Below are 25,314 nucleotides of genomic sequence, written 5' to 3' on the forward strand. Positions count from 1 at the left end.
GGGGCCTAGACCTTGAAGCGCGAGACGCCGCTGCGCAGGTCGTTGGCGACCAGCGTCAGTTCGTCGATCGCCTGGCCCGACTGGCGCAGCGACTCCACCGTCTGCTGGGCGGCCTCGGACAGCTGCATCAGCGCCTGGTTGATCTGTTCGGCGCCGCCGGCCTGGGCCTGCATGCCTTCATTGACCATCAGCACGCGCGGCGCCAGCGACTGCACCTGGGCGATGATCTGCGACAGCTGGTCGCCCACCTGCGTGACATCGGACATGCCGCGGCGCACTTCCTCCGAGAACTTGTCCATGCCCATCACGCCGGCCGACACCGCCGACTGGATCTCGCGCACCATCTGCTCGATGTCGTAGGTGGCCACCGCGGTCTGGTCGGCCAGGCGCCGGATCTCGGTCGCCACCACCGCGAAGCCGCGGCCGTACTCGCCGGCTTTCTCGGCCTCGATCGCGGCGTTCAGCGACAGCAGGTTGGTCTGGTCGGCGACCTTGGCAATGGTGGTCACCACCTGGTTGATATTGCCGGCCTTCTCGTTGAGCGTGGCCAGCTTGGCATTGACCGAGCCGGCGGCATCCATCACATGCTGCATGGTGCCTTCCATGCGCGACAGGCCCACCTGCCCGGTGCCGGCCAGCCCGGCAGCCTGCTCGGCGGCGCTGGAGACTTCATGGATGGTGCGCACCAGGTCGCGCGCCGTCGCCGAGATCTCGCGCGAAGTCGCGCCGATCTGCGTGGTGGTGGCCGCAGTCTCGGTGGCCGTGGCCTGCTGCTGGCGCGCCGTGGCGGCGATCTCGTTGACCGAGGTGGTGACCTGGATCGCGGTGCGCTGCGCCTGGCCCACCAGCGAGGTCAGCTCGCCGGTCATCTGGTTGAAGCCTTCCTCCACTTCATGGAATTCGTCCTTGCGGCGCAGTGCCATGCGCAGGCGCAGGTCGCCGCCGCGGATGCCGGCCAGCAGGCTGACGATCGACTGCATCGGCACGGTGATCGCGCGCAGCAGCAGGTAGCCGCAGACCACCGCGACCACCACGGCCACGACCAGCGCCGCCTCGATACCGACCTTGGCCGCGCTGACGGCTTCGTCGATGCTGCGCGCCGCGCGCAAATTGACGGCGCTGTTGTCGTCCACCAGGTGCTGGGCGGCCTTGCGCGCCTCGACCCAGCGGTCGTGGGCTTCGCCGCGCAGCGCGGCCGCGGCGGCGGCGCTGTTCCAATCGCCCTCCCGGTTCAGGATCCGGGCCGCCTGTTCATAGTGCGCGCGCACGTCGCGATAGCCCTTGAAGGCGATACGGTCTTCGTCGCGCGTGATCGAGGTTGCGTACTGCTCCTCGAGCTTGTCGAGGCGGCTGGCGGCCTCCTGGCTTTGTTGCTGGAAGCTGCGGCGCTCGGCCTCGTTGGCGGCATTGACGGTCTGCCACGACAGCACGTAGCGCTCGCCCCAGACGCCGCGGATGCCGGTGCTGAAATTCAGCCCGGGCAGCGCATCCTGCAGCATCAGCGCGGTTCCGCGTTCAATTGCGGTCAGCCGGGTATAGGCGACCACGCCCATCAGTGCCATGACAAGCAGGATCAGCGAGAAGCTTGCCAGGATGCGCGTGCGGATGGTCCATTCATTCACGGTGAGGTCCCGATGATGTTCTTGGTTCTTGTCCAGGAGCGGCCGTTGCCCCGCAAAGCCGCCTCTGGGGCGCTGCTCGGGGGCAATCAGGGGCGCCCGGGCGGCAGCGGGCGGCCCGATGCGCGGTAGGGTACTGTAAGCCGGTAGCCGATTCAACGCGCAATGTGACACCAGGATGACCGGCGTTGCGCCGGCGCCTAGGGGTTTTGGCGAATACCGGAACTGCTTGATTTTTTCCAAGTTTTCGTCACACTTGCTAAATTGCTAGCGGGTAACAATGTCGACAATTACAGATGGGGCAGGGATGGTGGCCAAGTCGGGGGCGAAGGCGGCTGGCGCCTCGCCAGGCTCGGATCTCGATCCGCTGACCGGCGTTGACAATCGCCAGGGATTTCTGAAGCGGCTGGAGGCACGCCTGCAAAGCGAGGCGGTGCCCCGTTTTGCTTTGCTGTTGATCGGCATTGACGATTTCCGCGCCTTCAACGACATGCATGGCCATGCCGAGGGCGACATCATCCTGCAGCGCGTGGCCCGCCGCCTGCGCGACGCTTCGCCGCGCGACGCCGCCATCGGCCGCATCGGCAGCGACGAATTCGGCGTGCTGCTGCCTTCCATTGCCGACCCCACGCTGGTGCGCCATGTCAGCGCGGCCATCCTGTCGATGCTGTCCTCCCCGCATGAGCACGGCGGGCGCCGCCATCATGTGCTGGCCAGCATCGGCGCCTGCGTGACGCCCGCCGCCGGCGAGCAGGGCTCCGACGTGCTGGCCGCCGCCAGCCTGGCGCTGGCCCGTGCCAAGCACGACGGCGGCCGCACCATCCGCTTCTTCAAGCCGCAGATGCGCTCGGACGTGACCGCGCGGCTGTCGCTGGTGCAGGCCCTGCACGAAGCCTATGCCCAGCGCCAGTTCGAGCTGCTGTACCAGCCCCAGGTCGACCTGCGCGACGGCCGTGTCCACGGCGCCGAGGCGCTGATGCGCTGGCGCCATCCGACCCGCGGCCTGCTGGCACCCTCCGCCTTTATCGACGCGCTGGCCGGCAGCAGCATCGCCAGCGATGTCGGCATGTGGCTGCTGCAGACGGCCTGCGCGCAGGCGCGCGCGTGGTCGCTGGCGTTTGCGCAGCCGCCGCGCGTGGCCATCAACCTGTTCGCGGCCCAGCTCGCCGAAAGCCGCCTGCTGACCGAGGTGCGTCACGTGCTGCGCGCCCTGGAGCTGGCGCCCGACTGCCTGGAGATCGAGATCACCGAGACCATCGCGCTGCAGCAGGGCGACGAGGTTTCGGACCAGTTGCAGGCGTTGCGCCGCGACGGCGTGACGCTGACCTGCGATGACTTCGGCACGGGCTATGCGTCGCTCAGCTTCCTGAAGTCGTTCCCGGTGGACCGGCTCAAGATCGACCAGTCCTTTATCCGCAACGTGACCGAGGACCCGGTCGACGCGGCCATTGTGCGCTCGGTGATCAGCGTGGGTGCCAGCCTGCACATCGGCGTGGTGGCCGAAGGCGTGGAAACCACCGAGCAGCGCGACTTCCTGCTCGCCAATGGCTGCCATGAGGCGCAGGGCTACCTGTATGGCCGCCCGATGCCGGCCGAGCGCCTGACCGAAATGCTGCGCCAGCAGTCCGGCCGCTGAGCCCCCTCTGTACCGTCCGTTCCCCTCCTGCGGCGACGCCCGGTTACCGAAGTTGTTTCCACCTTTGACGGCGACCCAGCCGGCGCGCCGCGCCCGCTGATCCGCCGCCCGCCCGCAGCCTGCCTGGGATCCCCATCCGGCCTGCATGGCAATGCCACATGGCGAAATACGTGCTTACAAAGTCTGCGGCGCCAGGCGTGCCGCGGCACCCGGGGCCATGTATGGTGACATTAGGGTAGCCGCTGACATCGGCGGGCTTTCCCGAAGCGTTATATCTATGCGTCGAGTCCCGATCCTGACTTCCATGTTCGATCCTTCCCAATCCGCCGGCCCCGCTCGTGGCCTGCCCCGCAGCCGGCTGGTGCTGACGGCACTGGCCGCTGCGGCGGGCCTGGCTGTGGCGGCTGCTGCACTAGCCCAGGTACCGGCCGCTCCCCCCGGCCAGGCATATCTTGATGCGCCGGCGGCTGACGGCCAGTACCAGCAAGCCGATCCTTCCTCGCGCATCGCCACGCTGACCGCCGTCGACGGCAACCTCAGCTTTGCGCCAGCGGGTTCGGATGCGTGGGCCGCGACGGGCCTGAACCGGCCGGTGACCACCGGCGACCGGCTCTGGCTGGACCAGGGCGGGCGCGCCGAGCTGCATGCCGGCACGGTGGCGATGCGGCTGGGGGGGGCCACCGCCGCCAGCATCCTGAACCTGGATGACAGCGCCACGCAGGTCAAGCTGACCCAGGGCACGATGCAGCTGCGGGTGCGCGCGCTGCCGCAGGGCCAGACCGTGGAGGTCGACACCCCCAACCTGGCCTTTGTGCCGCGCGAGCCGGGCGATTACCGGCTGGACGTCGCGCCCGACGGCAGCACCACCACCGTGACCATGCGCCATGGCAGTGCGGTGGTCTACGGCGACAGCCGCTCGATTGAACTGCGGCGCGGCGACCGCATGCGCTTTGCCGGTACCGACCTGGCCGATGCCGGTGGCGGCGGCGCGCCGGAAGACGCCTTCGACCGCTGGACCGCGGCGCGCGATGCGCGCGAAGACACCTCGCCGTCGGCCCGCTATGTGCCGCGCGAGATGCCAGGCTATGCCGCGCTGGATGGCTACGGCGACTGGCAGGAAGACCCCGGCTACGGCGCGGTCTGGTTCCCGCGCGTGGTCAGCGCCGGCTGGGCGCCGTACAGCGCCGGGCACTGGGCCTGGATCGCGCCGTGGGGCTGGACCTGGATCGATGACGAGCCATGGGGCTTTGCGCCTTCGCACTACGGCCGCTGGGCCTATGTGGGATCGCGCTGGGGCTGGGTGCCCGGGCCGTACGTGCGCCCTTGCTACGCCCCCGCGGTGGTGGCCTTTGTCGGCGCCGGTGGGCCTGGCTGGAATGTGCGCGTGGGCAGCGGCCCGGGCGTGGCCTGGTATCCGCTGGGGCCGCGCGACGCGTACCGTCCGGTCTACCGCGCCAGCCCGACCTATGTCGCCAACATCAACCGGGTTACCGTCAACAACTTCGTGATGGGTGACCGCCGGCCGCCTCCGTACGCCAACCGTAATGTGCCAGGCGCCATCACGGGTATGCCGGCACGCAGTTTTGTCGAAGGCCGGCCCGCGCGCGGCATGCATCGCGACGAATGGCGCAACCTGCCGGCCGGCGAAGCCCGGGGTGCACCCCCGGTGGCGCCGGTCAGGGCGAGCCTGGTCGGGGCAGCCCCGATGCGGCCGCTGCCACAGCAGGCCCGCCAGGGCTTCGAGCGCCAGGCCATTGCCGCCCGCCAGCCGGGCCGGCCGGCCACGGACGACCTGGCCCGCCGCTTTGCGCGGGAGGGTGGGGTCGTGCCGGGCGCGGGCCCTGCGTGGCGTGGCAGCAACGAACGGCAGCCCGGACGCGACGCGCGGCCGGTACCCGATGTGCGCATGAGCCAGGCAGCCATCGCGGCGCATGACCAGGCGCCGCAGCAGCCCCGCGCCGGCCGCGCGAATGCCGATGGCAACGGGCGCGCGGATCGCAACTACTCGAATGCCCCGGGCGAGCCGTGGCGCGGCAATGGCCGCGGCCAGAGCACCCGGCCGGACGAGGCGCGCGGCTTTGTTGGCCAGCCCGGCCAACCCGGCCAGCCAGGCGGACCGGCGGACGCCCAACGGCAGTCACAGGCCATGCAGCGCGACCAGCAGCAGGCACTGCAGCGCCAGCAGATGGAACAGCAGCGCGCACTGCGCGAGCCGCAGCGTCCTGATCCGGGCCTGCAGTCGCAGGAGATGCAGCGCCAGCGTTTTGAGCAGCAGCGGCAGACGCAGGAGGCTCAGCAGCGGCAGGCAGAAGCCCAGCAGCGGCAGTCCGCTGACCAGCAACGCCAGCAGGTGGATCACCAGCGCCAGATGGCCGACCAGCAGCGGCAGGGCCAGGAGATGCAGCGCCAGCGTTTTGAGCAACAACGGCAGATGCAGGAGGCTCAGCAGCGCCAGGCCGAGGCCCAGCAGCGGCAGTCCGCCGACCAGCAGCGCCAGCAGGTGGAACGCCAGCGCCAGATGGCCGAGCAGCAGCGGCAGGGCCAGGAGATGCAGCGCCAGCGCATGGAGCAGCAGCGGCAGATGCAGGAGACCCAGCAGCGCCAGGCCGAAGCGGCCCAGCGCCAGCAGATGGCACAGCAGCGGCAGATGCAGGAACAGCAGCGGCAGATGCAGGAGCAGCAACGGCAGCAGTCCATGCAGCGCCAGCAGGCGGAACAGCAGCAGCGCGCCGCGCAGGAACAGCAACGCGCGATGCAGGAGCAGCAGCGCCACCAGCAGGACCAGCAACGGCAGATGCAGGAGCAGCAGCGTCACCAGCAGGACCAGCAGCGCCAGCAACAACAGCAGCAACAGCAACGCGTGCAGCATGACCGTGGCCAGCTGGAGGCGCGCCAGGCACGGGACGGCGATCGCCGGCAGTAGCCGCGGCGGTACCGCAATCATGCAAAACCCCGGCAGGCCTCGCGGCCTGCCGGGGTTTGTGCTGGCGTGGCGCCGCGGGCCGCGGTGCCTGAACCAGGCTTACTTTGCCAGCTCCGACAAGCGGACCTGCGAGATCTTGCCGTTCTGCACCCAGCCGACCACGGTGTCGGCCACCGACCCGCCCTTGGCATCGATGCCTTCGATCTCGTTCGGGTTGGCGTCCTTGGCCAGGCCCTTGACTGCATCCGGCATCTTTGCCCGGATGGCGGCGGCGTCGCTGGTGGTGCCGGCGAGCTTCATCGCACCGGCCAGCGCATACACCATGGTGTAGTTCAGTGACATTTCGGTGGTGGCATCGCGCCCGTCATGCAGCTTCTTGTACTTGGCGTTGAAGTTCTGCGTGGCCGGGCGGCTGTCGTTGACCAGCGGCAGCACGCCGATCGAACCTTCCAGCATGCCGAGGCCGTTGGTGACCTTGGCCATCTCGTCCATCTTGGCCTGGTCCATCACGATAAAGCCGCCCTTGAAGCCCAGTTCGCGCGCCTGCTTGACCACCAGTGCGGTTGGCTCGGACGGGCCGCCGACAAACATCACGTCCGGCTTCTCGCTGATCGCGCGGGACACGCCGCTGTAGAAGTCGGTGGCCTTGGTGTACGACATGGGGTTGTTGGCCACCACCTTGCCGCCCGCCGCTTCCCACGCCGGCTTGAACGCCTGCACCCACGCCTTGGCGTAGTCATGGTCCGCCGGGGCCAGTGCCACGTTCTTGCCATAGCGCTTCATCTGCGCCTTGATGAAGGGCTCGATATAGCCGGTGTATTCCGGCGGGATGCGGATGGTCAGCTTGTTGCCGGCATCGGTGATGCGCGGCACGCTGGAGTAGGCCATCACCAGGAACTTCTCCTGCTCGTTGAAGGCCTGCAGCGCGAAGATGCCGCCCGAATGCGGCACGAACACCGCCGGGGTCTTGTATTGCTGCACCAGCCGGCGCCCGTTGATGGCGGCCTCGGCGGGCGAGTACTTGTCGTCCAGTGCCACCACTTCCAGCTTGACCTTCTTGCCCTTGACTTCCAGGCCCGCGGCATTGATCTCGTCCACGGCCATCTGCACGCCGGACAGCACGTTCTTGCCATACAGCGCGGCGCCGCCGGACAGCGGGCCGGTATAGCCGATCTTGACCACCTCCTGCGCCAGCGCGGCACCCGAAGCCAGCATGGCGGCCATGGCGGTGGCGGCCAGCGGGAAGATACGGCGCATGATCTTGCTTTGCATTGCTATGTCTCCTGAAAGTACTGCGCTTGTTATGTCTGGTCGTGTCCTGCGATCGCGAGGCCGGCCCCGCTGAGCCTATCCCCCGATATACGCCTTCCGAATTCCCTCATCCTTCAGCAACGTATCCCGATCCCCTTCCATCACGATGCGGCCGCTCTCGATCACATAGGCGCGATGCGCGATGCCCAGGGCGGCATACGCGTTCTGCTCGGCCAGCAGCACCGTGGTGCCGGCGCGGTTGATGCGCTGGATGATCTCGAACATCTGCTTGACCACCAGCGGCGCCAGCCCCAGCGACGGCTCGTCCAGCAGCAGCGCGCGCGGGCGGCTCATCAGCGCGCGGCCCAGCGCCACCATCTGCTGCTGCCCGCCGGACAGCGAGCCGGCGGGGTCGTCCTGCTTCTGCCGCAGGATCGGGAACAGTTCATAGACCTCTGCCAGCGTCTTGCGGATGCCCGCACCGTCGCGCCGGTGCACATAGGCGCCCAGCACCAGGTTCTTCTCCACGCTCATCGCCGGGAACAGCTTGCGGCCCTCGGGGCAGTGCACCAGCCCGGCCTGCACGATCTGCGACGGTTTCATGCCCGACAGCTCGCGCCCGTCAAAACGCATGCTGCCGCCGCTGATGCGGTGGATCGCGCTCATCGCCAGAAAGATCGAGCTCTTGCCGGCGCCATTGGCGCCCAGCAGCACCACCAGCTCGCCGGCGCCGGCGTGCAGGGTGACGTTGTCCAGCGCGCGGAAGCTGCCGTAAGACAGCGAGACGCGTTTAAGCTGCAACATGGTCGGCTCCCAGGTAGGCCTCGATGACATGCGGATCCTGCTGGATCTGCGCGGGCGTGCCTTCGGCGATCTTCTCGCCGTAGTTCAGCACCATGATCTTGTCGGCCAGGCGCATGATCATGTCCATCTTGTGTTCGATCAGGCAGACGGTCTTGCCATGGCGCACCATCTTGCGGATCAGCTCGGCCAGGCCGACGGTCTCTTCCGGGTTCACGCCGCCGGCGGGTTCATCGAGCAGCAGCAGTTCCGGATCCGTTGCCAGCGCCAGCGCAAAGGCCACCCGCTTGCGCGCTTCCTGCGTGATATCGGCGGCGACCTCGTGCGCCAGGTGCGACAGGCCGACAAAGTCCAGCGCCGCTTCGGCCTGGTCGCGGCACAGGCGCTCTTCCTCGCGCAGGCGGCGGGTGTTGAACAGCACGTCGCCCAGGCCCGAGCGGGTGCGCAGCCGGTGGCCGACGATCAGGTTGTCCAGCACCGTGGCGCGGTCGAACAGCGCCGTGGCCTGGAAGGTGCGGGCCACGCCCAGGCGCGCGATCTGGTCGGCGCGCAGGCCGGCCACATCCTGGCCCTTGAACAGGATCTGGCCGGAACTGGGCGCATGCGTGCCCGCGATCAGGTTGAAGAAGGTGGTCTTGCCGGCGCCGTTGGGGCCGATGATGGCGTTGATATGGCCTTGCTCGAAGGTCACCGAGACATCGTTCACCGCGGTCAGGCCGCCGAATTTCCTGGTCAGGTTGCGGATCTCAAGCATGGTCGGCTCCGGCTCGGGTGGTCGGGACAGGGGCGGCGGTGGGTTGCGCAGCGACGCGTGCCGCGGACTGCGCGGCCAGCTTGCCGCGCCGCTCGGCCGCGGCCTTGCGCGCCTGCTTCTTCAGGAAGGAACCGACGATGCCGTCCGGCACGAAGATGATCAGCAGGATCAGCACCGGGCCGAATACCAGCATGCGGTAGTCCTGCATGAACTGCAGCGACTGCGTGATCCACGGCACCAGCACCGCGCCCAGCAGCGGCCCGAAGAGGGTGCCGATGCCGCCCACCAGCATCGACATCACCATGTCGAAGGTCAGGTCGGTGCGCGCGATGTCCGGCCCCAGGAAGCGCACCTGCCCGGCGTACAGCGCACCGGCAAAGCCGGCGTAGCCCACTGACAGCACGAACGACAGCACCTTGGTGCGCATCAGGTTGATGCCCAGCGCCTCGGCCAGGGCGTCGCTGTTGCGCACGGCCAGGAAGCTGCGGCCCAGCAGCGAGGTGACGATGCGGTGCATCAGGAAGGTGCCGACCGCCAGGAAGAACAGCACCAGGTAGTACTGCGCCTGCACGCTGTCAAAGCCGAGCGGCCCGATCGCGGCCGGCACCGGGATGCCGATCAGGCCCACCGTGCCGTGCGTCAGGCTTTCCCACTTTTCGATCAGCAGGTAGATGATGTAACCCACGCACATGGTGAAGATCGAGAAGTAATGACCCTTCAGGCGCAGCGACACCACCCCGATCACATAGCCCAGCGCCATGCAGATCACGCCGGCCAGCACGAACGCCAGCCAGAACGGCACCTGGTGGTCCACCGTCAGGATGCCCAGCGCATAGGCGCCGATGGCCATGAAGCCGCCGTGGGCCAGGTTGAGCTGCCCGGTGTAGCCGGTGATCAGGTTCAGCCCGAGTGTGGCGATGGCGTAGATGAAGGCCAGCGTCATCACGGTCAGGTAGTAGCTGTTGGGCGTGATCAGCGGGAAGGCGATGGCCAGTGCCAGCAGCAGCGTCCAGCCGGTTTTTCCTTGCAGTGTTTTCATGTCTGGGGACTCCTCAGGCTGCCTTGCCGGCAAACAGGCCCTGCGGCCGGATCGACAGGATCACCACCAGCAGCACGAAGGCGATGATGTCCTTGTAGTCGGTGGAAACGTAGAAGCCGCCGAAGCTCTCGGCCATGCCGATGATCAGTCCGCCGACGATGGCGCCGGGGATGCTGCCCATGCCCCCCAGGATGATGATGACGAAGGCCTTGGTGATCACCAGGTTGCCCATGCTGGGATAGACCAGGTTGATCGGGGCGTAGAGCGTGGCGGCGATCGCGGCCAGCGCGCCGGAGATGGCGAACACCAGCAGCGTTACGCGCGTGGCGTCGATGCCGACCAGCGCGGCGCCTTCGCGGTTCTGCGCCATCGCCATGATGGTGGCGCCGGTCATGGTGCGGGTCAGGAACAGGTGCAGCAGCACCATCAGCGCAAAGGCCGCGCCGATGATGAGCAGGCGCTGCAGTGGCGCGGTCAGACCGAACACGTCGACGATCTGGCCGTAGGGCGTGGGCATGCGGTGGAAGTCCGCGCCCCACAGCGCCTGCGCGCCGGCTTCCAGGAACAGCAGGATGCCGATCGCGGCGATCATGTCGTGCAGCTCGGGCGAGTTGCGCAGCGGGTGGAACACCAGCCGGTCGGCCAGCATCGACAGCAAGGCGACGGCCAGCGCCGCACCCAGCATCGCCAGCCAGTAGTTCACGCCGAACGATGTCATCAGGTAGTACGACACGTAGGCGCCGGCCATGTAGAACGCGCCGTGCGCGAAGTTGGGCACGTGCAGGATGCCGTAGACCAGCGTCAGGCCAAGCGCCACCAGGCTGTAGACGCCGCCCAGCGTCAGGCCGTTCAGGAACTGTTGAAGGAACAATGCCACAGGGGTACCTCTTGCGGTTCGTGAAACCAGGCACGCGCCGGCGCAGGGCCGTGCGTGGACCGGCGCCGGCAACGCATGGCGCTGCCGTGCCAACAAAGGGGAGGGGACTTCAGGCGAGCGGCAGGTCCGGCGCGCGGGCGCGAGCTGCCGTTGCCGACGGGGCACGGGAAGGATCACCAGGCCGGACACCGTACGGATCACGGTGCCGGTGCGCAAACGCGTGTTGCAGATGCTGCATGACTGTCTCCTGTGCGATGCGGCGCAACGGCCGCCCGGCTGGCCGGGCAGTGCCATGGTCGACATGGACAGTGGCGCTGACACCCGGTGACGATGTGTCGGAAGCATGTTCCCGCACGATCGTTCGTTTTCACCGACTGTTGCACACGCTTTGCGGCATCGTCAAGGAAAGCGGCCCAGTATTCCGCACAGCGAAATAGCCGGCCGAGGACCTCCGGGTAAGTGCTAACGGGGGGCCCTGCGGAGCCGGCCGGCCAGCCAGCGACTCGCATGCAAGGCGCTAATTCATGCCATTAGCCGACGCGTCTGTTGCGGTTGGGCCCGGCGATGTCTAATGCCTTCACATAACGGCTGGGCACGTTTGGCGATGCCGAAAGCCAAGACGAAGGAGACAATGCATCATGAAACGCCCTGTTCTGAAGCTGGCGTGCGCCTGCGCGCTGCTTGCCGTTCTGGCACCCGTTGCCGGGTTTGCCGACACCTATCCGTCGCGTCCCATTCGCCTTGTCGTGCCCTTTACCAGTGGCGGTATTACCGACGTGATGAGCCGCGTGCTGGCCGAGAAGCTCAAGGACATGCTCGGGCAGACCGTCGTGGTCGAGAACCGCCCCGGCGCGGGCACGATGCTGGCATCGGAATATGTGGCACGCGCGGATGCCGATGGGTACACGCTGCTGATGGCAGCGTCCTCGCTCACGATCGCGCCTGCGGTCTACCCGAAGGCGCGCGTCAGGTACGATCCGCTGCGGGACTTTGCTCCCGTGTCCCTGGCGGCCTTGGTGCCGCAGGTGCTCGTCGTCACGCCGTCGCTGCCGGTCAAGACCGCGGCGGAACTGATCACCTACGTGAAGCAGCATCCCGAGCAGGTTAATTACGCATCGTCGGGGGCAGGCACGTCCAACCATCTGGGCGCCGAGCAGTTCAACCGGATGGCGCAGATCCGGATGAAGCACGTTCCCTACAAGGGAACCATGCAGGGCCTGAATGACGTGGTGGCCGGCCATGCACAGGTTATGTTCGCGGATCTCGCGGCGGCCGATCCCTTTATCCAGGCGGGCAAGCTCAAGGCGCTCGGCCTTACCAGCGCCAAAGCCTCACTGCTGCGGCCCCAGATTCCACCCATCGCCCAGTCGGGCCTGCCCGGCTATGCGAGCACCTCGTGGCTGGGGGTGCTGGCGCCTGCCGGCACGCCGCCACAGATCGTCAGCCGGCTCAATGATGCCGTGACCAGGGCGCTGCGCACGCCTGAGGTCAAGGCACGCTTCAGCGCGCTGAACATCGAGCTGGCCGCGACCAGCGCCGAGGAATTCCGCAAGTTCCTCGCCAGCGACGCTGCCCGCTGGGCCGAGATTGCGCGCGCCACGGGGGCGTCGGTCGAATAGGCCGTCGCCGCCGGGCGCGCAGCGATGGCGCCGCACGCGCCGTCGCCTGGCAGCCAACCAGGCAGGAGACAATGAGAACAAGCCAGCTCGCGGCGGCCATTCTGGCGGCCGCGCCAACCTTTGCTGTCGCACAGTCCGTGACAATCTACGGCGTGGTGGACACGGGTGTTGAATTCATCAACCACGTGGGCACTGCGTCGGACAGCGTCACGCGCATGCCCGGTCTGACCGGGACGGTGCCGTCGCGCTGGGGCATGCGCGGCAGCGAGGACCTGGGGCAGGGCCTGAAGGCCATCTTCGTGCTGGAGTCTGGCTTCAGTCCGGACAGCGGCGTGTCGAACCAGGGCGGCCGGCTGTTCGGCCGACAGGCGCTGGTGGGGCTTTCCGGCAGCTGGGGCCAGCTGACCCTGGGCCGCCAGTACACCATGACGTTCTGGGCCAACCTGGAAGCCGACATGCTTGGCCCCAATGTCTTTGGCTCGGCATCGCTGGACAGCTACATGGCGAACTCCCGTGCGGACAACGCGATAGCCTACAAGGGAACCTTTGGCGGGTTGACGGTAGGCGCCACGTACAGCTTCGGGCGCGATGGAGTGAATGCCGGACCCAGTCCCGCCGGTACCAACTGTGCCGGCGAGAACCCGGCTGATGCACGGGCTTGCCGCGAGTGGTCGGTATTGCTGCAATACGACGCCAGGCGCTGGGTCGTCAACGCCGCCTACGATTCACTGCGCGGCGGTCCGGGAGCCTTTGCCGGCCTGACGGACAGCGGCCTGCGCGATGACCGGCTGTCATTGAACGGCTTCGTGCGGATTGCCGACTCCAGAGTCGGCCTTGGCTGGATCCGACGCGACAACCGGGGCAGCCCCACGCCCCGAAGCGACCTGTTCTATGGCGGCGTGTCATATGCGGTGACGCCGGCCGTCAGCGTTGACGCGGAAGCCTTCAACCTGCGCTTCCACAACAGCAGCAACAAGTCCTGGCTGTTCGCCGCGCGCGTCACCTATGCCTTCAGCCACCGCACTTCCGTGTATGCCACGCTGGGGTTTATCGACAACGGGGGCCACGCCGCGCTGTCGGTCAGCAACGGCCAGGCGGGGGCCAATCCCGCGCCCGGCACCAACCAGTCCGGTGCCATGCTGGGCATCAAGCATATCTTCTGATAGCCCTGCCGCGCTGTCCGCCGCCGGCGGGGCCGGCGGCTTTTTCTGGCCTGGGTGGTCGGACTACTGCATCGTGTCGCGCGGCTCGTCGCCCGCGTAGGCTTGCTCAAGCAAATCCAGGGTGCCGGCATGCGTGAGTGGTGCGGGATTGGGGTAGGGGGCGCGCATGGCCTGGTCGGCGACGCGGGCCAGGTCCGCGTGCCGCACGCCAAGTTGCGCCAGCGATTGCGGTACGCCAAGCTGGCGGGCCAGCCGGTGCAGGCCCTGCGGCGCCGTCCTGCTATCCAGCACAGCGGCGATTCGTGCCATCACGTGCGGCATCGCGCAGGCGTTGTACTGCGCGGCGTAGGGCAGGATGACAGCATGCGTTTCCGCGTGCGGCAGATTCAGCATGCCGCCCAGCGTATGGCACAGCTTGTGGTGCAGCGCCACTGTGCAGCTGCCAAGGACCGATCCTGCCAGCCATGCGCCATAGAGACAAGCCGCGCGGGCGGACAAGTCGTCCGGGCGCTCCATCACGGCGGGCAGGCCATCGGCGAGCGCGCGGATGCCTTCCTCGGCCATCAGCGTGGCGATGGGGTTGGCATCGGCGGCGTACATGGCTTCCACGCAGTGCGCGATGGCATTGAGGCCGCTGGTGGCGCTCATGCGCGCCGGCAGGCTGACCGTCAGCGCGGGGTCGTAGACCACGCTGCGCGGCAGCACACGCACGTCACGGCCAGTGCGTTTCTCGCCGGCTTCGGTCAGGCCGTAGATAGGCGTCATCTCGGAACCCGCATAGGTCGTCGGCACGGCAACAATCGGCAGCGACGATTCGAGCGCGATGGCCTTGCCCAGCCCGATGGTCGAGCCGCCTCCCACCGCCACGGCACAGTCCGCGCCGAGGCTTGCAGCCAGTGAACGGGCTTCGCGCGCGACTTCAATCGGCACGTGCATGACGGCGCCGGCAAAGACGCCGGCGCAGCGGTCCCCCAGTAGTCGAGCCACGTGGTCGGCGAGGGGGCGCTGCTCGGGTGTGCACAGTACCAGCGCGCGCGCGGCGCCGAGCCGCGCCACCTCATCGGGCAGCGCCGCCAATGATCCGGCGCCGAACACGACACGGCCGGGCAGGGGTGAATAGTGGAAGCGGTCTTGCAGCATGCATGTCTCCAGGTGTCATGGCCCGGGACCCCATGGCCTGCCAGCCCCGGGAGAGCGTGTCAGGCAATTGACTCCGCGCGGCGAATCGAGCTGATCATCGAGCTGTCGAGCAGGAACTCGCGCGCCCGCGCGGGATCGGACGAGATCTCGCGCAGCGCCCGCTGGTTCTGCCGGCGCACCGCGGGATCGCGTTCTTCCATGGTCTTCTTGTTGCGGATGCTGTGCTTCTGCACCACCTCCACGGCGACGGTACGGCGTTGCCGCGAGTAGTGCTCCAGCAGATCCGCGCCGGCGCGTCCTTGCCATACTTCAGCGAGCTTGTTGCCCAGGCTGTACGCATCATGTACGCCGCCGTTCAGGCCAAATCCGCCGATCGGGTTGTTGATGTGCGCCGCGTCGCCGGCCAGCAGGATGCGGCCCTTGATGAAAGTATCCGCCACACGCTGGTGCACGCGATACGTGCCGGAATAGGCGATGGGAAATTCCATTTCCACGCCGAGCGTTTCCCGCAGGCGGGCCTGCACGTTCTCCGGCGCCAGCAGCAGGGCGTCATCCTCATCGGGATCGGCTGGCATGGCCACGCGCCAGAGATCGGGCCGCGCGTCGTCGTAGAGCTTGAGGACCACCGCCCAGCGATCGGGATCGGATACGTAGACAGTGCCGGTGTAGCCTAGCGTCTCCATCGGCATGGCTATATTGGTGACCAGGAACTTCTCGCGCCAGGTGAAGCCCTCGAAGGCAAATTCGCCCGTCTTGCGCACGACGCTGCGCGCGCCATCGGCGCCGACTACCCATGGGAATGCCACGTCCTGCACCGTGTCGCCATGACGCAGCATGAGCGTTGCGCGCCCGTCGCCATGACTCACGCGCTCCACTGCCTGGCCCAAGCGCAGCTCTACGCCAGGTAGGGTGCGCAGTTCATCGAGCAGCAGGCTCGACAGGTAGTGCTGCGGCAGGTGAAAGCGGAAGGGGAAATCGGTGACGTCCGCCAGTGCTCCCAGATCGAATTCGGCGAACACGCCGTCGCGCCGGTCGCGCATCTGCCAAACTGGTATGCGGATGCCCATCCGGGTCAGCTTGGCCTCCACGCCAAGCGCGCGGAAGATCTCCAGGGTCGGCGGGTGAAACGCTGCGCCACGCTGTTCGCGGGGGATTTCCGTGGCGCTTTCGTAGACCACGCAGGGCACGCCGCGGCGGGCCAGGGTCAGGGCGGTGGTCAGGCCGACGGGGCCGGCGCCCACGATGGCAATGCGATGGTCGTATGACATGCTGGTTCCTTTATCGATGCTGGCACCGCCGGACATGGGGTTTGCCGCGCGGCCGGAAGGCTCGCTAGAATCCTGCGTGCAAGGTAACGGCGCGCCGCGGGCGTGTCGATATGCGGATTCGCATCGGCTCCATTCGGAACTCGAATGCGCGTGTCATGGCCAAGGCAACAGAGGGGACTTCAAAGATGCCTAAGAATCCGGCGCTGACCGGCTCGCTCGACCTGCGGCTGCTAGTGGTCTTCGATGCCGTGCTGCGCAAGCGCAGCCTGACGCAGGCTGGCGACAGCCTTGGCTTCAGCCAGCCGCTGATGAGCCAGTCACTCAGCAAGCTGCGGCAGTTTTTTGGCGATCCGCTGTTCGTGCGGACCTCGGCGGGCATGTCGCCCACGCCACGCGCCCGTGAGCTGGCCCCGCGCATCGCCAGCGTGCTCCAGTTGCTGCAGGAAGCCGTGGAGAGCCCCGAGCATTTCGATCCGGCCAGCTCGCGGCGCAGCTTCAGCTTCGTGGCCACGGATTTCGGCGCGGCTTTCCTGCTGCCCCGGTTGTTGCGGCACTTGCAGGAGGCCGCGCCGGCCGTGCGCGTTCGTGCCGTTTCCGCTCCGCGCCATGGGGTGGAAGACATGCTCGAGGCGGGTGAAGCCGATGTCGCGATCGGCAGCTTCGCCATCAGCCGCTCGCCCTTTTACCAGCGCCGCCTGTACGCGACCGACTACGTCTGCCTGATGCGGGCCGGGCATCCGCAGGCCCGCGAGCCGCTGACCGAAGAGACCTACCTGAATGCATCGCACGCGCTCGTGGCCCCGCTGCCTGTCGGCTATGAGGCGCTTGAGCGTTTTCTGCTGGACAACATCGCGTCCGACCGCTTTGCCGTGACGCTGCCGAACTTCCTGACCGTACTGACCACGCTCCCCAGCTCCGACGCGCTGTTCACGATGTCGCGGCGGGCGGGTACCGAAGTCGCACGGCTGGTGGGCGCCTCGGTGCTGGAGCTGCCTGTCAGGATTCCGGGGTTTGTGGTGCGCGAATTCTGGCACGAGCGCTTTCACAAGGACCCTGGCAGCAAATGGTTCCGCGACCTGATTCACAGTCTGCTGGCGGACCCCGCCAGTACCGACGACGGGCCCTGAGACGCCGTCCTGCGCTAGAGCCCATGCGGGATTGGCATTCCATGTATTCCTGTCCCGCTATGGTGGCGCCGTCGTGCAACTTCCATACTCCAGCCAAGCCCAACCGCATCCCGGCCGGTGGGTGGCCGGGCGACGCCTGGGGCCAGAACAGGAGACAACATGGAAGGAAATCTCATTCGCGGACTGCATCACATCACGCTGTGCACTGCCACGGCGCAGGGCGATGTGGATTTTTTCGTCAAGGTCATGGGACAGCGCTTTATCAAGCAGACGCTGTTCTACGATGGCCGCATTCCCATCTACCACCTGTACTTCAGCGATGCCGACGGCACGCCGGGCACTGTGATGACCACGTTCCCGATGCGCCGGACCGAGCTGGTCGGACGCAAGGGCTCGGGGCAGTTCACGGCGATTGCCTATTCCGTCCCTGCCGGATCGGTGGATTTCTGGCGTGAGCATTTCCGCCGAAACGGCGTGGCCGTTGCCCAGGAATCCGAGCGCTTTGGCGAGAAGTACCTGCGTGTGGTGCACGCCGGCATCGACTTCGAGGTCGTGGAAGATCCCACGGATACGCGCAAGCCGTGGCGCTCGGACTATGTGCCCGAGCAATACGCAGTGCGTGGCTTCCATAACTGGACGGCCACGGTGCGGGAACTGGAGGATATGAACGTCTTCATGGAGCGTGCATGGTACTTTCGCAAGACCATGGAGGACGGCGCGTTCACGCGCTATGAGGCGGGCGAGGGCGGTGCCGGGCGGCGCATCGACGTGCTGCACGCGCCCGACCTGCGCCAGGGCACCTGGACGCTGGCGGAGGGCATCGTCCACCACGGCGCCTTCGACGTACCCGACTACGATGCCCAGGCCCGCGTGAAATTCGATACCGAGGGCATGGGCTTTACCGATTTCTCCGACCGCAAGAATCGCGGCTACTTCGAATCGGTCTACGTGCGCACCCCGGGCGGGGTGATGTTCGAGGCGACGAAATCGCTGGGCTTCAAGATGGACGAGGAAGAGGAGCGGCTGGGATCCGAACTGAAGATCTCGCCCCAGTTCAATGTCTCGCATGACGATCTGCGCCGGCACATGCAAAAGGAGGACCCGATCCATGTCTGATTTCCGCATGACGCACTGTGCCGACACCCTCGGGGAGGTTTGTCAATGAAGTCGTTCAAGCTGATCGGTACCGGTCCGCGCAAGGTCATGCTGCTGCCCGGCCTGCTGGGCACGCGCGATGCCTTTGACGAAATGCTGCGCTGGGCGGATCTGGCTGCGTTCCAGTACGTCGTGGTGGAATATCGGGGCTACGGCCAGATGCGGCTCGAGCCGGGGCTCAGGACCCTGCGCGAAGTCGTCATCGACGCTACGCGCCTGGCGGACTTCCTTGGATGGACCAGCTTTGCTGTGGCCGGACATTCGCTGGGCGCGCTGGCCGCACAGATGCTGGCACTGGCGCTGCCCAGGCGAGTGGATGCCATCGTGTCGATCGCTGGCATGAGCGCGCGCGGCGGCAGCAGCGACCCGGCACGCCTGGGCCTGCTGCGCGAAGCCGCGGTGTCCCCGGTGCGCCGCGCGGACCTGGTGGCGGCAGGCACCGCCAGGCGCTATACGGACGCCTTCGTTCGCGCGGTGGTAAACAGCAGCTGGGCGGCCATCGACGGAGAAGCGTTTCTCAGCTACGCGCTGGATGCCAGCCATACCGATGTACACACCCAGGTTGAGGGGTTGGAGATTCCCATCCACGTGCTGGTTGGCGAGCACGACGCGGGCAATTCCGAGGCCGTCGCCCGAGACACGACCCTGAAGTGGTACCGCCGCGCAACGTTGCAGGTCCTGGCTGGCGCGGGGCACTACCCGATGCTGGAGACGCCGCCAGTGACCATTGCCGCGCTCGAGAATTTCCTGCGTGCGGAAGTCGGCGCGAAGCCTGCCCTGGCTATGGCCGTCTGAGTGCGGCGCCTGGCTCCGGCAGGCTTGTGCGCGCCGGAGCCCCGGAATGCAGAACAGCCCCATGGACGGAACCGCCATGGGGCTGCTTTTTATTACCGGGACATGCAGCGATTCCCGCTGTCCCGGTCCGGCTCAATGCAGATGCGGCAGCACCTTGGTGTGCTCGGCCTGCACCGCCTGCAGCTCGTGCGGCTTGAGCCCAAGCAACGCCAGGATGGTAGGCGCAATCTGGTTGGTCTGGACCGGGTCGTCGACGATATTCTGGTCAATGCCAGCGCCCCACACGACGATCGGCACGTGACGGTCCTGCCTCGCGTCGCCGCCATGCTCGGCGATCTTCGACAACTTTGCGCCGGCATAGACCGTACCCTGCTGCGCGATGCCGACGAGGTCCGGCACGCGGTCGTCGTGGCTTCCGACGCCAAAGAGGTCGGCGACCTCTTCACCGGTGTAGATCTTGCTCGCGCCAGCCTGGCTGAAAGCCTTGGTGATCGCGGTGCCGGTTGCGTCCGAGCCCAGGCCGTTGCCGGAATAGCCAAGCAGGAAGTCCCTGGCAAAGCGCAGGGCGGCGGGAGAGCGGTCGTTGAACCACATCAGGATGCCGTCATCGTCGATCGCGTGGGCTACCAGATGCGATTTGGACGGGTCCTTGCATGTGGCGGCGAACTTCTCCCAGGCGCAGTTCAGCGCATCGATCATGTCGCCATCGTTGATGATGGTGAGATCGGCGCGGTTCTGCGGCGACTGACCATGTTTCGCCGACAGGATGACGACGGTGTTGGTCCGGTCAAGCGCGCTGACCATCACGGCCAACTGATTGTTGACGAAGTTCAGCGCGCTTTGCAGCACCACGCCGGGCGTGGTTCCGTTCGCCGTGTAGCCGCCCAGGCCGTCGGACACCTTGGTGCCGGTGTTGGCCGGATCCGGGTAATAGGCCGATTTGTTGAGCTTCTGGGCGGTCGATACGGACTGGAAGTTCATGCCGAAGATGGCCGGAGTCCCCGGCGTGCCGTTGCCGGCATGGTCGAGGCCCTTGATCCAGTTAAGGACGGCCGCTACCTTGAAGCTATCGTAGCGTTGGGTGTTGGTATTGTCCTTGGTCCAGTCGCTGCCCGGGCCGGCGGGCAGCGATGGGTCGGTCACCGAGCTGTTGATCTCGGGGGTAAACAGGTCGTCGATGCCCTGACCGGACGGCCCGTTGAGAATCTCATAGGCGGCGTGCTTGTCCGCCCAGGCGGTGTGCAGCCCATGCTTTTTCGCGACCTCGAAGATCGTGTTCACCTTGAGGTACTGATGCGGGTAGACCGGCTGGCAGGTCACTGGAGATACCGGCAGGAAGGCCGGATTGATCAGGTCCTGCGGGTGCCCGGTCAGCTGGGAAATCCTGGAGAAGTCGGCGTACAGGCCCGGGATGTTTTGCCCGCTGTCCAGCCGGTTCTGATCCCTGGCGATGACTTCGGCGTAAAACACTTCAGCGCCTGGCCTGGTGCTGTGGCAGTTGGCCGTGGTGGTGCCCGGCGGCAGCAGGCTGCGGCTGTAGGCGTCGTCGTAGTAGATGCCCGTGGTCCTGGGGTTGCCGCCCGTGACCTGGCCGACCATCCCGGGGAACGAATCCGACGGGAAGGGCGTTTGCGCATTCGTGTAGGCAACGCCATGACGGGCCAGTAGCGCCAGGGCGGAATTCGGATTGGTGTTGACGAACCAGTCCAGGTCGGCCTGGTGCAGGCCGTCGACAGAAACCAGCAGGACATGCTTCGCATGCGGTCGACGGGTGTCGTCTTCCGCATGTGCGGACGCTGCCAGTCCGCACGCCAGCGACAGCGTCACGGCAAGGATAAGCCTTTTAGGTACACGCACGATATCTCCTCGGGTCACTGCCACAGGGCAGTTGGGAGACGCTATCGACCGTCCATGTCCGAGCGGTGTCACTGAATGCGTGGATGCGTAACAAATTGTGAGCGGAGCACCGGCCCCCCCCGCTATCAGCCGAAGGCTTCAGCGGTGGGAGCATTCATCGTGACCTTCAGCCCGCGCTATGCCCAGGGGGCGCGAATGCCTGCCTGGCTGGCAAGCGCCTCCAGCGCGTCAGCCGTCACCGGCGCCAGGGCAATCCCGTTCGTGCCGCGCTCGCGGGCTTCGGCGTAGCCGCGTTCTCCAGGCAGCCGTGGAGGACCATAGGCAGAGGCCGGCAGGTTGTGGATGGCCGCCGCGAGCTCGGTCAATTGCGCTTGGAACAGGGCAGGATCCAGCACCTGGGCGATATCGATCACGAGCATCCATGCGTTCTGCGTGTGGCGATGGTCGGCGGCGGGGGCCAGCAAGGCGGGTGCCAGGATCGGATGGCTGGTCAGCAGGCTGCAGGCGATCTCGGCCATCAGCGCGAGGCCCGAGCCTTTCGGGCCGCCCAGCGGCAGCGGCGTGGTCGCCTGGCGCGCGTCCGTGGTGGCATTGCCCATGGCATCGATGGCCCAGCCCGGCTCGAGCGGCCGGCCGGCGGCCCGAGCCTGCATCAGCTTGCCAAAGGCGACAGCACCCGAAGCCATGTCGAATACGATCGGCTCGGCGGGCCCCGGGCAGGCCATGGACAGCGGAGCCGTTGAGACACCCGCGACCGAGGCGCCATGGTAGGCCATCAGCGGTGCCGAAGCGGCCATCGCCATGGCAAACATTCCCGCATTGGCCACATGGGCCGTATGAAAGCCGAGCGCGCCGGTATGGGTTGTCTCCCGCAAGAGCACCAGGCTCGCGCCGGCCAGGCGCGCTCCGGCGATAGCTTGCTCGGCGGCGATGCGCATGCCCAGCGCGCCGGCGCAGCGATCGCCCTCGACCACGGTCAGGGCTGGCAGGCTGAGCCCCGGGCGCGGTTGTGCCCGACCATTCATGTCGCCCGACTCCAGCCACGCAGCGTACTGGGGAATGCGCGAAACGCCATGGCCGGGCGAACCGCGCAGGTCAGCCCACACCAGGCTTTCCGCCACCAGTGAGGCGCCAGGTTCGTGCAGCCCGGCGGAGGCAAGGAGCGCCTGCGCAAAGGCCTGCAGCCGGGCTGCGCTGATCAGGGTCGAGGGGCGCGCAGTCATGCGGCCCCCAAAGGCGCCTGCCGGGCCGGCAGGAACTTGTGCAGCCAGTCCGTGACCAGGTTCAGGACGGCCCGGTTGTCATCGGAGAAGATGAAATGATCGATCTCCGAGAACAGGTGCAGCTCGGCCGGCATCCTGGCGTTGCGGAACAGTCCGATCGACTGTTCCGTAGGGGTGACCGAATCGTCCGCCGGATGCAGCAGCAGGAGCGGGCGCGGGGCAATGTTGCCGACCACTGCGTTCGGCCGGAATCGCAGCATGCTTTCGACCACCTCGAACGGGAACTCCATGAAGCTTCCCGCAGGCAGATTGCTGCGCATCTCGAGGGGAATGGGCACGATGTCAAAGCGCGAGACCTGCATGGACTGGCCGCTGGCCAGGCGGGCACGGCCTTCCTCCACCATGGCCTCGAAGCGCTGCCATTCGGCCGAACCCGCATGCTGCTGACGCAGCTTGACTTCGCCATCGCCCCATCCGGCCGATGAGATGCAGGCCACGATGCGAGGGTCGACGCCAGCCGCATAGACTGCCACCGCCGCACCGAAGCTGTGGCCCATCACGGCAATCTTCGCGGGATCCACTGCGGGCAGGCTCTGCAGGTAGCTGACGGCGTTGCGGGTGTCGCTCACCTGGTCCTCGCACAGTACCTTGCCGCGCTCGCCTTCGCTGTTGCCGCAGCCCCGCATGTCGAAGCGCAGGACGACATAGCCCAGCGACGAAAACAGGTGCGTCGCCAGCTGCACCATACCGTCGTCCTTGTTGCTGCCGAACCCATGCAGCACCGCGATGGCGGGACGCCGTTCGCCCGCGGCGAGATTGGGGGGCAAATGCAGGGCTCCGGCCAGGCGAAGCCCGTCGGAGTCAAATGTTACGGCCGTGTGCACGCTCGTTTCTCCAAGTTTCGTTGCACACGATGTTGTACGAAATTCGCCTTCCGATGGCTGCCCAGGCATCCACGGACTTACCCGATCGTCCGCTTACTTCGATGGAAGACAGCAATTGATGTCCGATCCGGCACCAGGGGCACATGAAGGCGTAGGTGAGGGCGATGCCGATGGCTGTCATGAGGGCTTCCTGTCAGGCGGCGAGTGTGCCAGGATTTTCGCGATCAGCACCGGCTTCAGTATTGCAGATCGCGGACGCTGTGATATTGCTGCTTCGGGTTATCGAGCCATTGCGGTCCGTTCGCTTGTCGCATGGCCGATTCGACTGATCGCGGGTGAATGCAATACGAAGAAAAGGCTGACTCTATTACGTAAGGCCACTCGTGCGGTTATACTCCGCGCTTCACTCACAACTATGAATAGCCAACATGGTCGCAACAACTAAAACGACACGGGTAAGTGCAACTGCCAAGGGCAAACCTGCCGCAAAGAAAGTGGCCGCGCCGACGAAAAAGGCCAGCGTGCTTGCCCGTGAGGCACAGGCAGCGAAGAAGCGCTTGCTGAAGCTGCGCGCCGACACGAAGAAGGCAATTGAAGCGGCAAAGCGCGAAATTGCCCAGGCCGTGGAAGCCGCAAAGGCCGCGGCCAGCTTTGAAAAGCAAGCCGCAAAGGACAAGCTCGCTGCCAAGAAGGCCAAGGCCGCAGGCGCCAAGAAGGCGACGGCCAATAAGACCGCCGCAACGAAAGCTGTAGCGAAAAAGGCCGCAACGGGTACCAAGGGCAAGGTCGCCGCGAAAGCCGCCCCGAAGACGGCAGCAGTGAAACCCGTGGCGAAGAAGCGGGCTTCGGCGAAGAAGGTGGTTCCGGCTGTAGCGTCGCCTGAAGCGTCGGCGTGACCGCAGCTTCGGCTGGTAACGCGTTATTGCCAGCCAGCCGATTGATGCAAGATATGGCACTGCTGAGGAAAGCTGAGGCCGACGAGTTTTGTGCCGACGGCTTTCCCTTCTTCCCATTGGGCCTCTAGCTCATGCCTGGTTAGAGCAGCGGACTCATAATCCGTTGGTGCCGTGTTCGACTCACGGGAGGCCCACCATAAAATTGGTTCTTATATTTCGTCCATCGCGAAAGCCGGGACTGCCTGGGCGGCGCCTTGCCCAGGGTGTGGGAAAGGTGGCAATACCTTGCTTTAACCTGGCGTGCTTTCGCGGTGCGCTATAGCCTCCTGGCGGGGGGGCTTGGGTGGCGCCTGGCACAATCTGCAGGTCAGAGGCCAATCCTATAACGGCAGGGGCACCTCAACCACGGCAGAACGGTCTTTGGGCGGCGGCAAGATCGGCGCTGGCTCAGTAGCCATCTGGTCGGCCGGATAGAGCGTCATAAAGCTGCGGGCGACGTCTGGGTCCCTGCACGTCAGCCACCCGTCCCACCGGGCTTTCGGCACGATGACTACGCCTCGTTTCGCCTTGCCGGGGGCATGCAAGCGACTCATCACGGGATGGTGGTCTGCCTTCGTTGTCAGCATGGTGAATGAGTGGCTGCCGTCAGGCAAAGCTCTCCACAGCGCCGCTATTCCGAACGCCAACTCATCCCGTAGCCATATTTTGTAGCGAGACGGATGTGTCCCGGCATCGTAGTTCAGTTCGTAGATGGCCGTGGCAGGGACGAGACACAATTGGCCTCGGTACCAGGGTCCGCTGCAACTGCATCTGTCGCCAACCTTCTCGGATGGCGCATTCATGGTTTCAAACGATCTCACGCCATGACTGCTGCGTGATCGCGGCGTCAGGCCGAAGACGGCCATGATGCACTCGCGCCGGCCTTTGGCATCGGCGCGAACGATCGGCGCAGCATCGCCGGGTAAAGCTTCAGGCTTCCATTCAGTGGGAGGTGCGGCGACGCCAAAGACGTCTTGCAGAAGATGGCGCGGCACCGGATCGTAGTTGGTGCACATGGCGAGTCTCCATGGCGGAGAGCAGTGAGCCCCGGGCGGATGGGACGCCTTGGCCCAAAAAGGGGGGGGGCGCACCCGTCCTCCTGCCCCACTTGTAAGTGTAGTGTCATGTGGCAGGACCAGGACCCCAGCCCGGAGGTGCCTGCTGCACCTGAGGAAACTGCCGTCGAGGCGCGTGTCTGGTACGCCACGGCATGGAGGACCGGGCCGGCATTCTGGGCAGTACTGATGT

Annotated in this window: 21 protein-coding genes and 1 tRNA gene; 9 read left to right on the top strand and 13 right to left on the bottom strand. The window is 66.5% G+C overall.

From position 1 onward, the window contains the following. Positions 1-5 precede the first annotated feature (5 nt). Positions 6-1,658 carry a methyl-accepting chemotaxis protein gene (locus ACZ5MJ_RS28475; RefSeq protein ID WP_464226632.1) on the bottom strand — a complete coding sequence of 551 codons (1,653 nt, stop codon included), beginning with the start codon at positions 1,656-1,658 and terminating at the stop codon, positions 6-8. Between the two features lie 268 nt (positions 1,659-1,926). On the opposite strand from ACZ5MJ_RS28475, the gene ACZ5MJ_RS28480 reads away from it, so the two are divergent. Continuing rightward, complete coding sequence (locus ACZ5MJ_RS28480) at positions 1,927-3,255, top strand: putative bifunctional diguanylate cyclase/phosphodiesterase (RefSeq protein WP_464226634.1); 1,329 nt, start codon at positions 1,927-1,929, stop codon at positions 3,253-3,255. A gap of 304 nt (positions 3,256-3,559) precedes the next feature. Beyond that, positions 3,560-6,178, top strand: coding sequence for a DUF6600 domain-containing protein (locus ACZ5MJ_RS28485; protein WP_464224291.1), 2,619 nt, complete (start codon positions 3,560-3,562; stop codon positions 6,176-6,178). A gap of 99 nt (positions 6,179-6,277) precedes the next feature. On the opposite strand, the gene ACZ5MJ_RS28490 is transcribed toward ACZ5MJ_RS28485, so the two are convergent. The 5 genes from ACZ5MJ_RS28490 to ACZ5MJ_RS28510 form a co-directional block, all read right to left on the bottom strand. Next, positions 6,278-7,450, bottom strand: coding sequence for an ABC transporter substrate-binding protein (locus tag ACZ5MJ_RS28490; RefSeq protein ID WP_464224292.1), 1,173 nt, complete (start codon positions 7,448-7,450; stop codon positions 6,278-6,280). Between the two features lie 75 nt (positions 7,451-7,525). After that, on the bottom strand, positions 7,526-8,233 hold the full coding sequence (locus ACZ5MJ_RS28495; protein WP_464224293.1) for an ABC transporter ATP-binding protein: 708 nt from the start codon (positions 8,231-8,233) through the stop codon (positions 7,526-7,528). Next, on the bottom strand, positions 8,220-8,984 hold the full coding sequence (locus tag ACZ5MJ_RS28500) for an ABC transporter ATP-binding protein (protein ID WP_464224295.1): 765 nt from the start codon (positions 8,982-8,984) through the stop codon (positions 8,220-8,222). The genes ACZ5MJ_RS28495 and ACZ5MJ_RS28500 overlap by 14 nt, the downstream gene beginning before the upstream one ends. Next, entirely contained in the window at positions 8,977-10,023 is a 1,047-nt protein-coding gene (locus ACZ5MJ_RS28505) for a branched-chain amino acid ABC transporter permease (protein ID WP_464224296.1), read from the bottom strand. Before ACZ5MJ_RS28505 ends, ACZ5MJ_RS28500 begins: the two co-directional genes overlap by 8 nt. Before the next feature lie 13 nt (positions 10,024-10,036). Further along, on the bottom strand, positions 10,037-10,900 hold the full coding sequence (locus ACZ5MJ_RS28510) for a branched-chain amino acid ABC transporter permease (RefSeq protein WP_464224297.1): 864 nt from the start codon (positions 10,898-10,900) through the stop codon (positions 10,037-10,039). Positions 10,901-11,538: 638 nt separating this feature from the next. Between ACZ5MJ_RS28510 and ACZ5MJ_RS28515 the strand changes: the two genes are divergently transcribed. Together ACZ5MJ_RS28515 and ACZ5MJ_RS28520 are read left to right on the top strand one after the other, a co-directional pair. After that, the gene (locus ACZ5MJ_RS28515) at positions 11,539-12,519 is read left to right on the top strand and encodes a tripartite tricarboxylate transporter substrate binding protein (RefSeq protein ID WP_464224298.1); all 981 of its coding nucleotides are present in this window, start codon (positions 11,539-11,541) and stop codon (positions 12,517-12,519) included. Positions 12,520-12,590: 71 nt separating this feature from the next. Beyond that, positions 12,591-13,682: a porin gene (locus tag ACZ5MJ_RS28520; protein ID WP_464224299.1), complete on the top strand. Its 1,092-nt coding sequence runs from the start codon at positions 12,591-12,593 to the stop codon at positions 13,680-13,682. Positions 13,683-13,745: 63 nt separating this feature from the next. Here ACZ5MJ_RS28520 and ACZ5MJ_RS28525 read toward each other — a convergent pair whose 3' ends face one another. Together ACZ5MJ_RS28525 and ACZ5MJ_RS28530 are read right to left on the bottom strand one after the other, a co-directional pair. Further along, entirely contained in the window at positions 13,746-14,822 is a 1,077-nt protein-coding gene (locus ACZ5MJ_RS28525; RefSeq protein WP_464224300.1) for a maleylacetate reductase, read from the bottom strand. Between the two features lie 59 nt (positions 14,823-14,881). After that, complete coding sequence (locus tag ACZ5MJ_RS28530) at positions 14,882-16,090, bottom strand: FAD-dependent oxidoreductase (protein WP_464224301.1); 1,209 nt, start codon at positions 16,088-16,090, stop codon at positions 14,882-14,884. 185 nt (positions 16,091-16,275) lie between these two features. On the opposite strand from ACZ5MJ_RS28530, the gene ACZ5MJ_RS28535 reads away from it, so the two are divergent. From ACZ5MJ_RS28535 to ACZ5MJ_RS28545, 3 genes are all read left to right on the top strand, one after another. Next, a complete protein-coding gene (locus tag ACZ5MJ_RS28535) occupies positions 16,276-17,217 on the top strand; it encodes a LysR family transcriptional regulator (protein WP_464224302.1) in 942 nt (313 codons plus the stop codon). A gap of 159 nt (positions 17,218-17,376) precedes the next feature. After that, positions 17,377-18,333, top strand: a complete 957-nt coding sequence (locus tag ACZ5MJ_RS28540) for a VOC family protein (protein ID WP_464224303.1) — start codon at positions 17,377-17,379, stop codon at positions 18,331-18,333. A gap of 45 nt (positions 18,334-18,378) precedes the next feature. Continuing rightward, complete coding sequence (locus ACZ5MJ_RS28545; protein ID WP_464224304.1) at positions 18,379-19,167, top strand: alpha/beta fold hydrolase; 789 nt, start codon at positions 18,379-18,381, stop codon at positions 19,165-19,167. 132 nt (positions 19,168-19,299) lie between these two features. Here ACZ5MJ_RS28545 and ACZ5MJ_RS28550 read toward each other — a convergent pair whose 3' ends face one another. The 4 genes from ACZ5MJ_RS28550 to ACZ5MJ_RS28565 all read right to left on the bottom strand — a co-directional run bounded on the left by ACZ5MJ_RS28550 (position 19,300) and on the right by ACZ5MJ_RS28565 (position 23,312). Continuing rightward, the gene (locus ACZ5MJ_RS28550) at positions 19,300-21,024 is read right to left on the bottom strand and encodes an alkaline phosphatase family protein (RefSeq protein WP_464224305.1); all 1,725 of its coding nucleotides are present in this window, start codon (positions 21,022-21,024) and stop codon (positions 19,300-19,302) included. 176 nt (positions 21,025-21,200) lie between these two features. After that, the gene (locus ACZ5MJ_RS28555) at positions 21,201-22,247 is read right to left on the bottom strand and encodes an Ldh family oxidoreductase (protein ID WP_464224306.1); all 1,047 of its coding nucleotides are present in this window, start codon (positions 22,245-22,247) and stop codon (positions 21,201-21,203) included. Next, the gene (locus ACZ5MJ_RS28560) at positions 22,244-23,074 is read right to left on the bottom strand and encodes an alpha/beta hydrolase (protein ID WP_464224307.1); all 831 of its coding nucleotides are present in this window, start codon (positions 23,072-23,074) and stop codon (positions 22,244-22,246) included. The genes ACZ5MJ_RS28555 and ACZ5MJ_RS28560 overlap by 4 nt, the downstream gene beginning before the upstream one ends. 34 nt (positions 23,075-23,108) lie before the next feature. Further along, the gene (locus tag ACZ5MJ_RS28565) at positions 23,109-23,312 is read right to left on the bottom strand and encodes a hypothetical protein (protein ID WP_464224308.1); all 204 of its coding nucleotides are present in this window, start codon (positions 23,310-23,312) and stop codon (positions 23,109-23,111) included. A 247-nt stretch (positions 23,313-23,559) separates the two neighbouring features. Between ACZ5MJ_RS28565 and ACZ5MJ_RS28570 the strand changes: the two genes are divergently transcribed. Together ACZ5MJ_RS28570 and ACZ5MJ_RS28575 are read left to right on the top strand one after the other, a co-directional pair. Next, complete coding sequence (locus ACZ5MJ_RS28570) at positions 23,560-24,027, top strand: fumarate hydratase (RefSeq protein WP_464224310.1); 468 nt, start codon at positions 23,560-23,562, stop codon at positions 24,025-24,027. A gap of 118 nt (positions 24,028-24,145) precedes the next feature. Continuing rightward, positions 24,146-24,224, top strand: a tRNA-Ile gene (locus ACZ5MJ_RS28575). Positions 24,225-24,407: 183 nt separating this feature from the next. Here the strand turns inward: ACZ5MJ_RS28575 and ACZ5MJ_RS28580 are convergent. Then, positions 24,408-25,082, bottom strand: a complete 675-nt coding sequence (locus ACZ5MJ_RS28580) for an SOS response-associated peptidase family protein (RefSeq protein WP_464224311.1) — start codon at positions 25,080-25,082, stop codon at positions 24,408-24,410. Between the last annotated feature and the right edge of the window lie 232 nt (positions 25,083-25,314).

This window comes from Cupriavidus sp. LA-1 (assembly GCF_055385985.1).

What these genes read in the sequence shown, in the direction of transcription:
- ACZ5MJ_RS28480 (WP_464226634.1), top strand. Translation starts at nt 1,927, where the DNA reads ATGGTGGCCAAGTCGGGGGCGAAGGCGGCTGGCGCCTCGCCAGGCTCG.
- ACZ5MJ_RS28485 (WP_464224291.1), top strand. Translation starts at nt 3,560, where the DNA reads ATGTTCGATCCTTCCCAATCCGCCGGCCCCGCTCGTGGCCTGCCCCGC.
- ACZ5MJ_RS28490 (WP_464224292.1), bottom strand. Translation starts at nt 7,450, where the DNA reads ATGCAAAGCAAGATCATGCGCCGTATCTTCCCGCTGGCCGCCACCGCC.
- ACZ5MJ_RS28495 (WP_464224293.1), bottom strand. Translation starts at nt 8,233, where the DNA reads ATGTTGCAGCTTAAACGCGTCTCGCTGTCTTACGGCAGCTTCCGCGCG.
- ACZ5MJ_RS28500 (WP_464224295.1), bottom strand. Translation starts at nt 8,984, where the DNA reads ATGCTTGAGATCCGCAACCTGACCAGGAAATTCGGCGGCCTGACCGCG.
- ACZ5MJ_RS28505 (WP_464224296.1), bottom strand. Translation starts at nt 10,023, where the DNA reads ATGAAAACACTGCAAGGAAAAACCGGCTGGACGCTGCTGCTGGCACTG.
- ACZ5MJ_RS28515 (WP_464224298.1), top strand. Translation starts at nt 11,539, where the DNA reads ATGAAACGCCCTGTTCTGAAGCTGGCGTGCGCCTGCGCGCTGCTTGCC.
- ACZ5MJ_RS28520 (WP_464224299.1), top strand. Translation starts at nt 12,591, where the DNA reads ATGAGAACAAGCCAGCTCGCGGCGGCCATTCTGGCGGCCGCGCCAACC.
- ACZ5MJ_RS28525 (WP_464224300.1), bottom strand. Translation starts at nt 14,822, where the DNA reads ATGCTGCAAGACCGCTTCCACTATTCACCCCTGCCCGGCCGTGTCGTG.
- ACZ5MJ_RS28530 (WP_464224301.1), bottom strand. Translation starts at nt 16,090, where the DNA reads ATGTCATACGACCATCGCATTGCCATCGTGGGCGCCGGCCCCGTCGGC.
- ACZ5MJ_RS28535 (WP_464224302.1), top strand. Translation starts at nt 16,276, where the DNA reads ATGCCTAAGAATCCGGCGCTGACCGGCTCGCTCGACCTGCGGCTGCTA.
- ACZ5MJ_RS28540 (WP_464224303.1), top strand. Translation starts at nt 17,377, where the DNA reads ATGGAAGGAAATCTCATTCGCGGACTGCATCACATCACGCTGTGCACT.
- ACZ5MJ_RS28545 (WP_464224304.1), top strand. Translation starts at nt 18,379, where the DNA reads ATGAAGTCGTTCAAGCTGATCGGTACCGGTCCGCGCAAGGTCATGCTG.
- ACZ5MJ_RS28555 (WP_464224306.1), bottom strand. Translation starts at nt 22,247, where the DNA reads ATGACTGCGCGCCCCTCGACCCTGATCAGCGCAGCCCGGCTGCAGGCC.
- ACZ5MJ_RS28565 (WP_464224308.1), bottom strand. Translation starts at nt 23,312, where the DNA reads ATGACAGCCATCGGCATCGCCCTCACCTACGCCTTCATGTGCCCCTGG.
- ACZ5MJ_RS28570 (WP_464224310.1), top strand. Translation starts at nt 23,560, where the DNA reads ATGGTCGCAACAACTAAAACGACACGGGTAAGTGCAACTGCCAAGGGC.
- ACZ5MJ_RS28580 (WP_464224311.1), bottom strand. Translation starts at nt 25,082, where the DNA reads ATGTGCACCAACTACGATCCGGTGCCGCGCCATCTTCTGCAAGACGTC.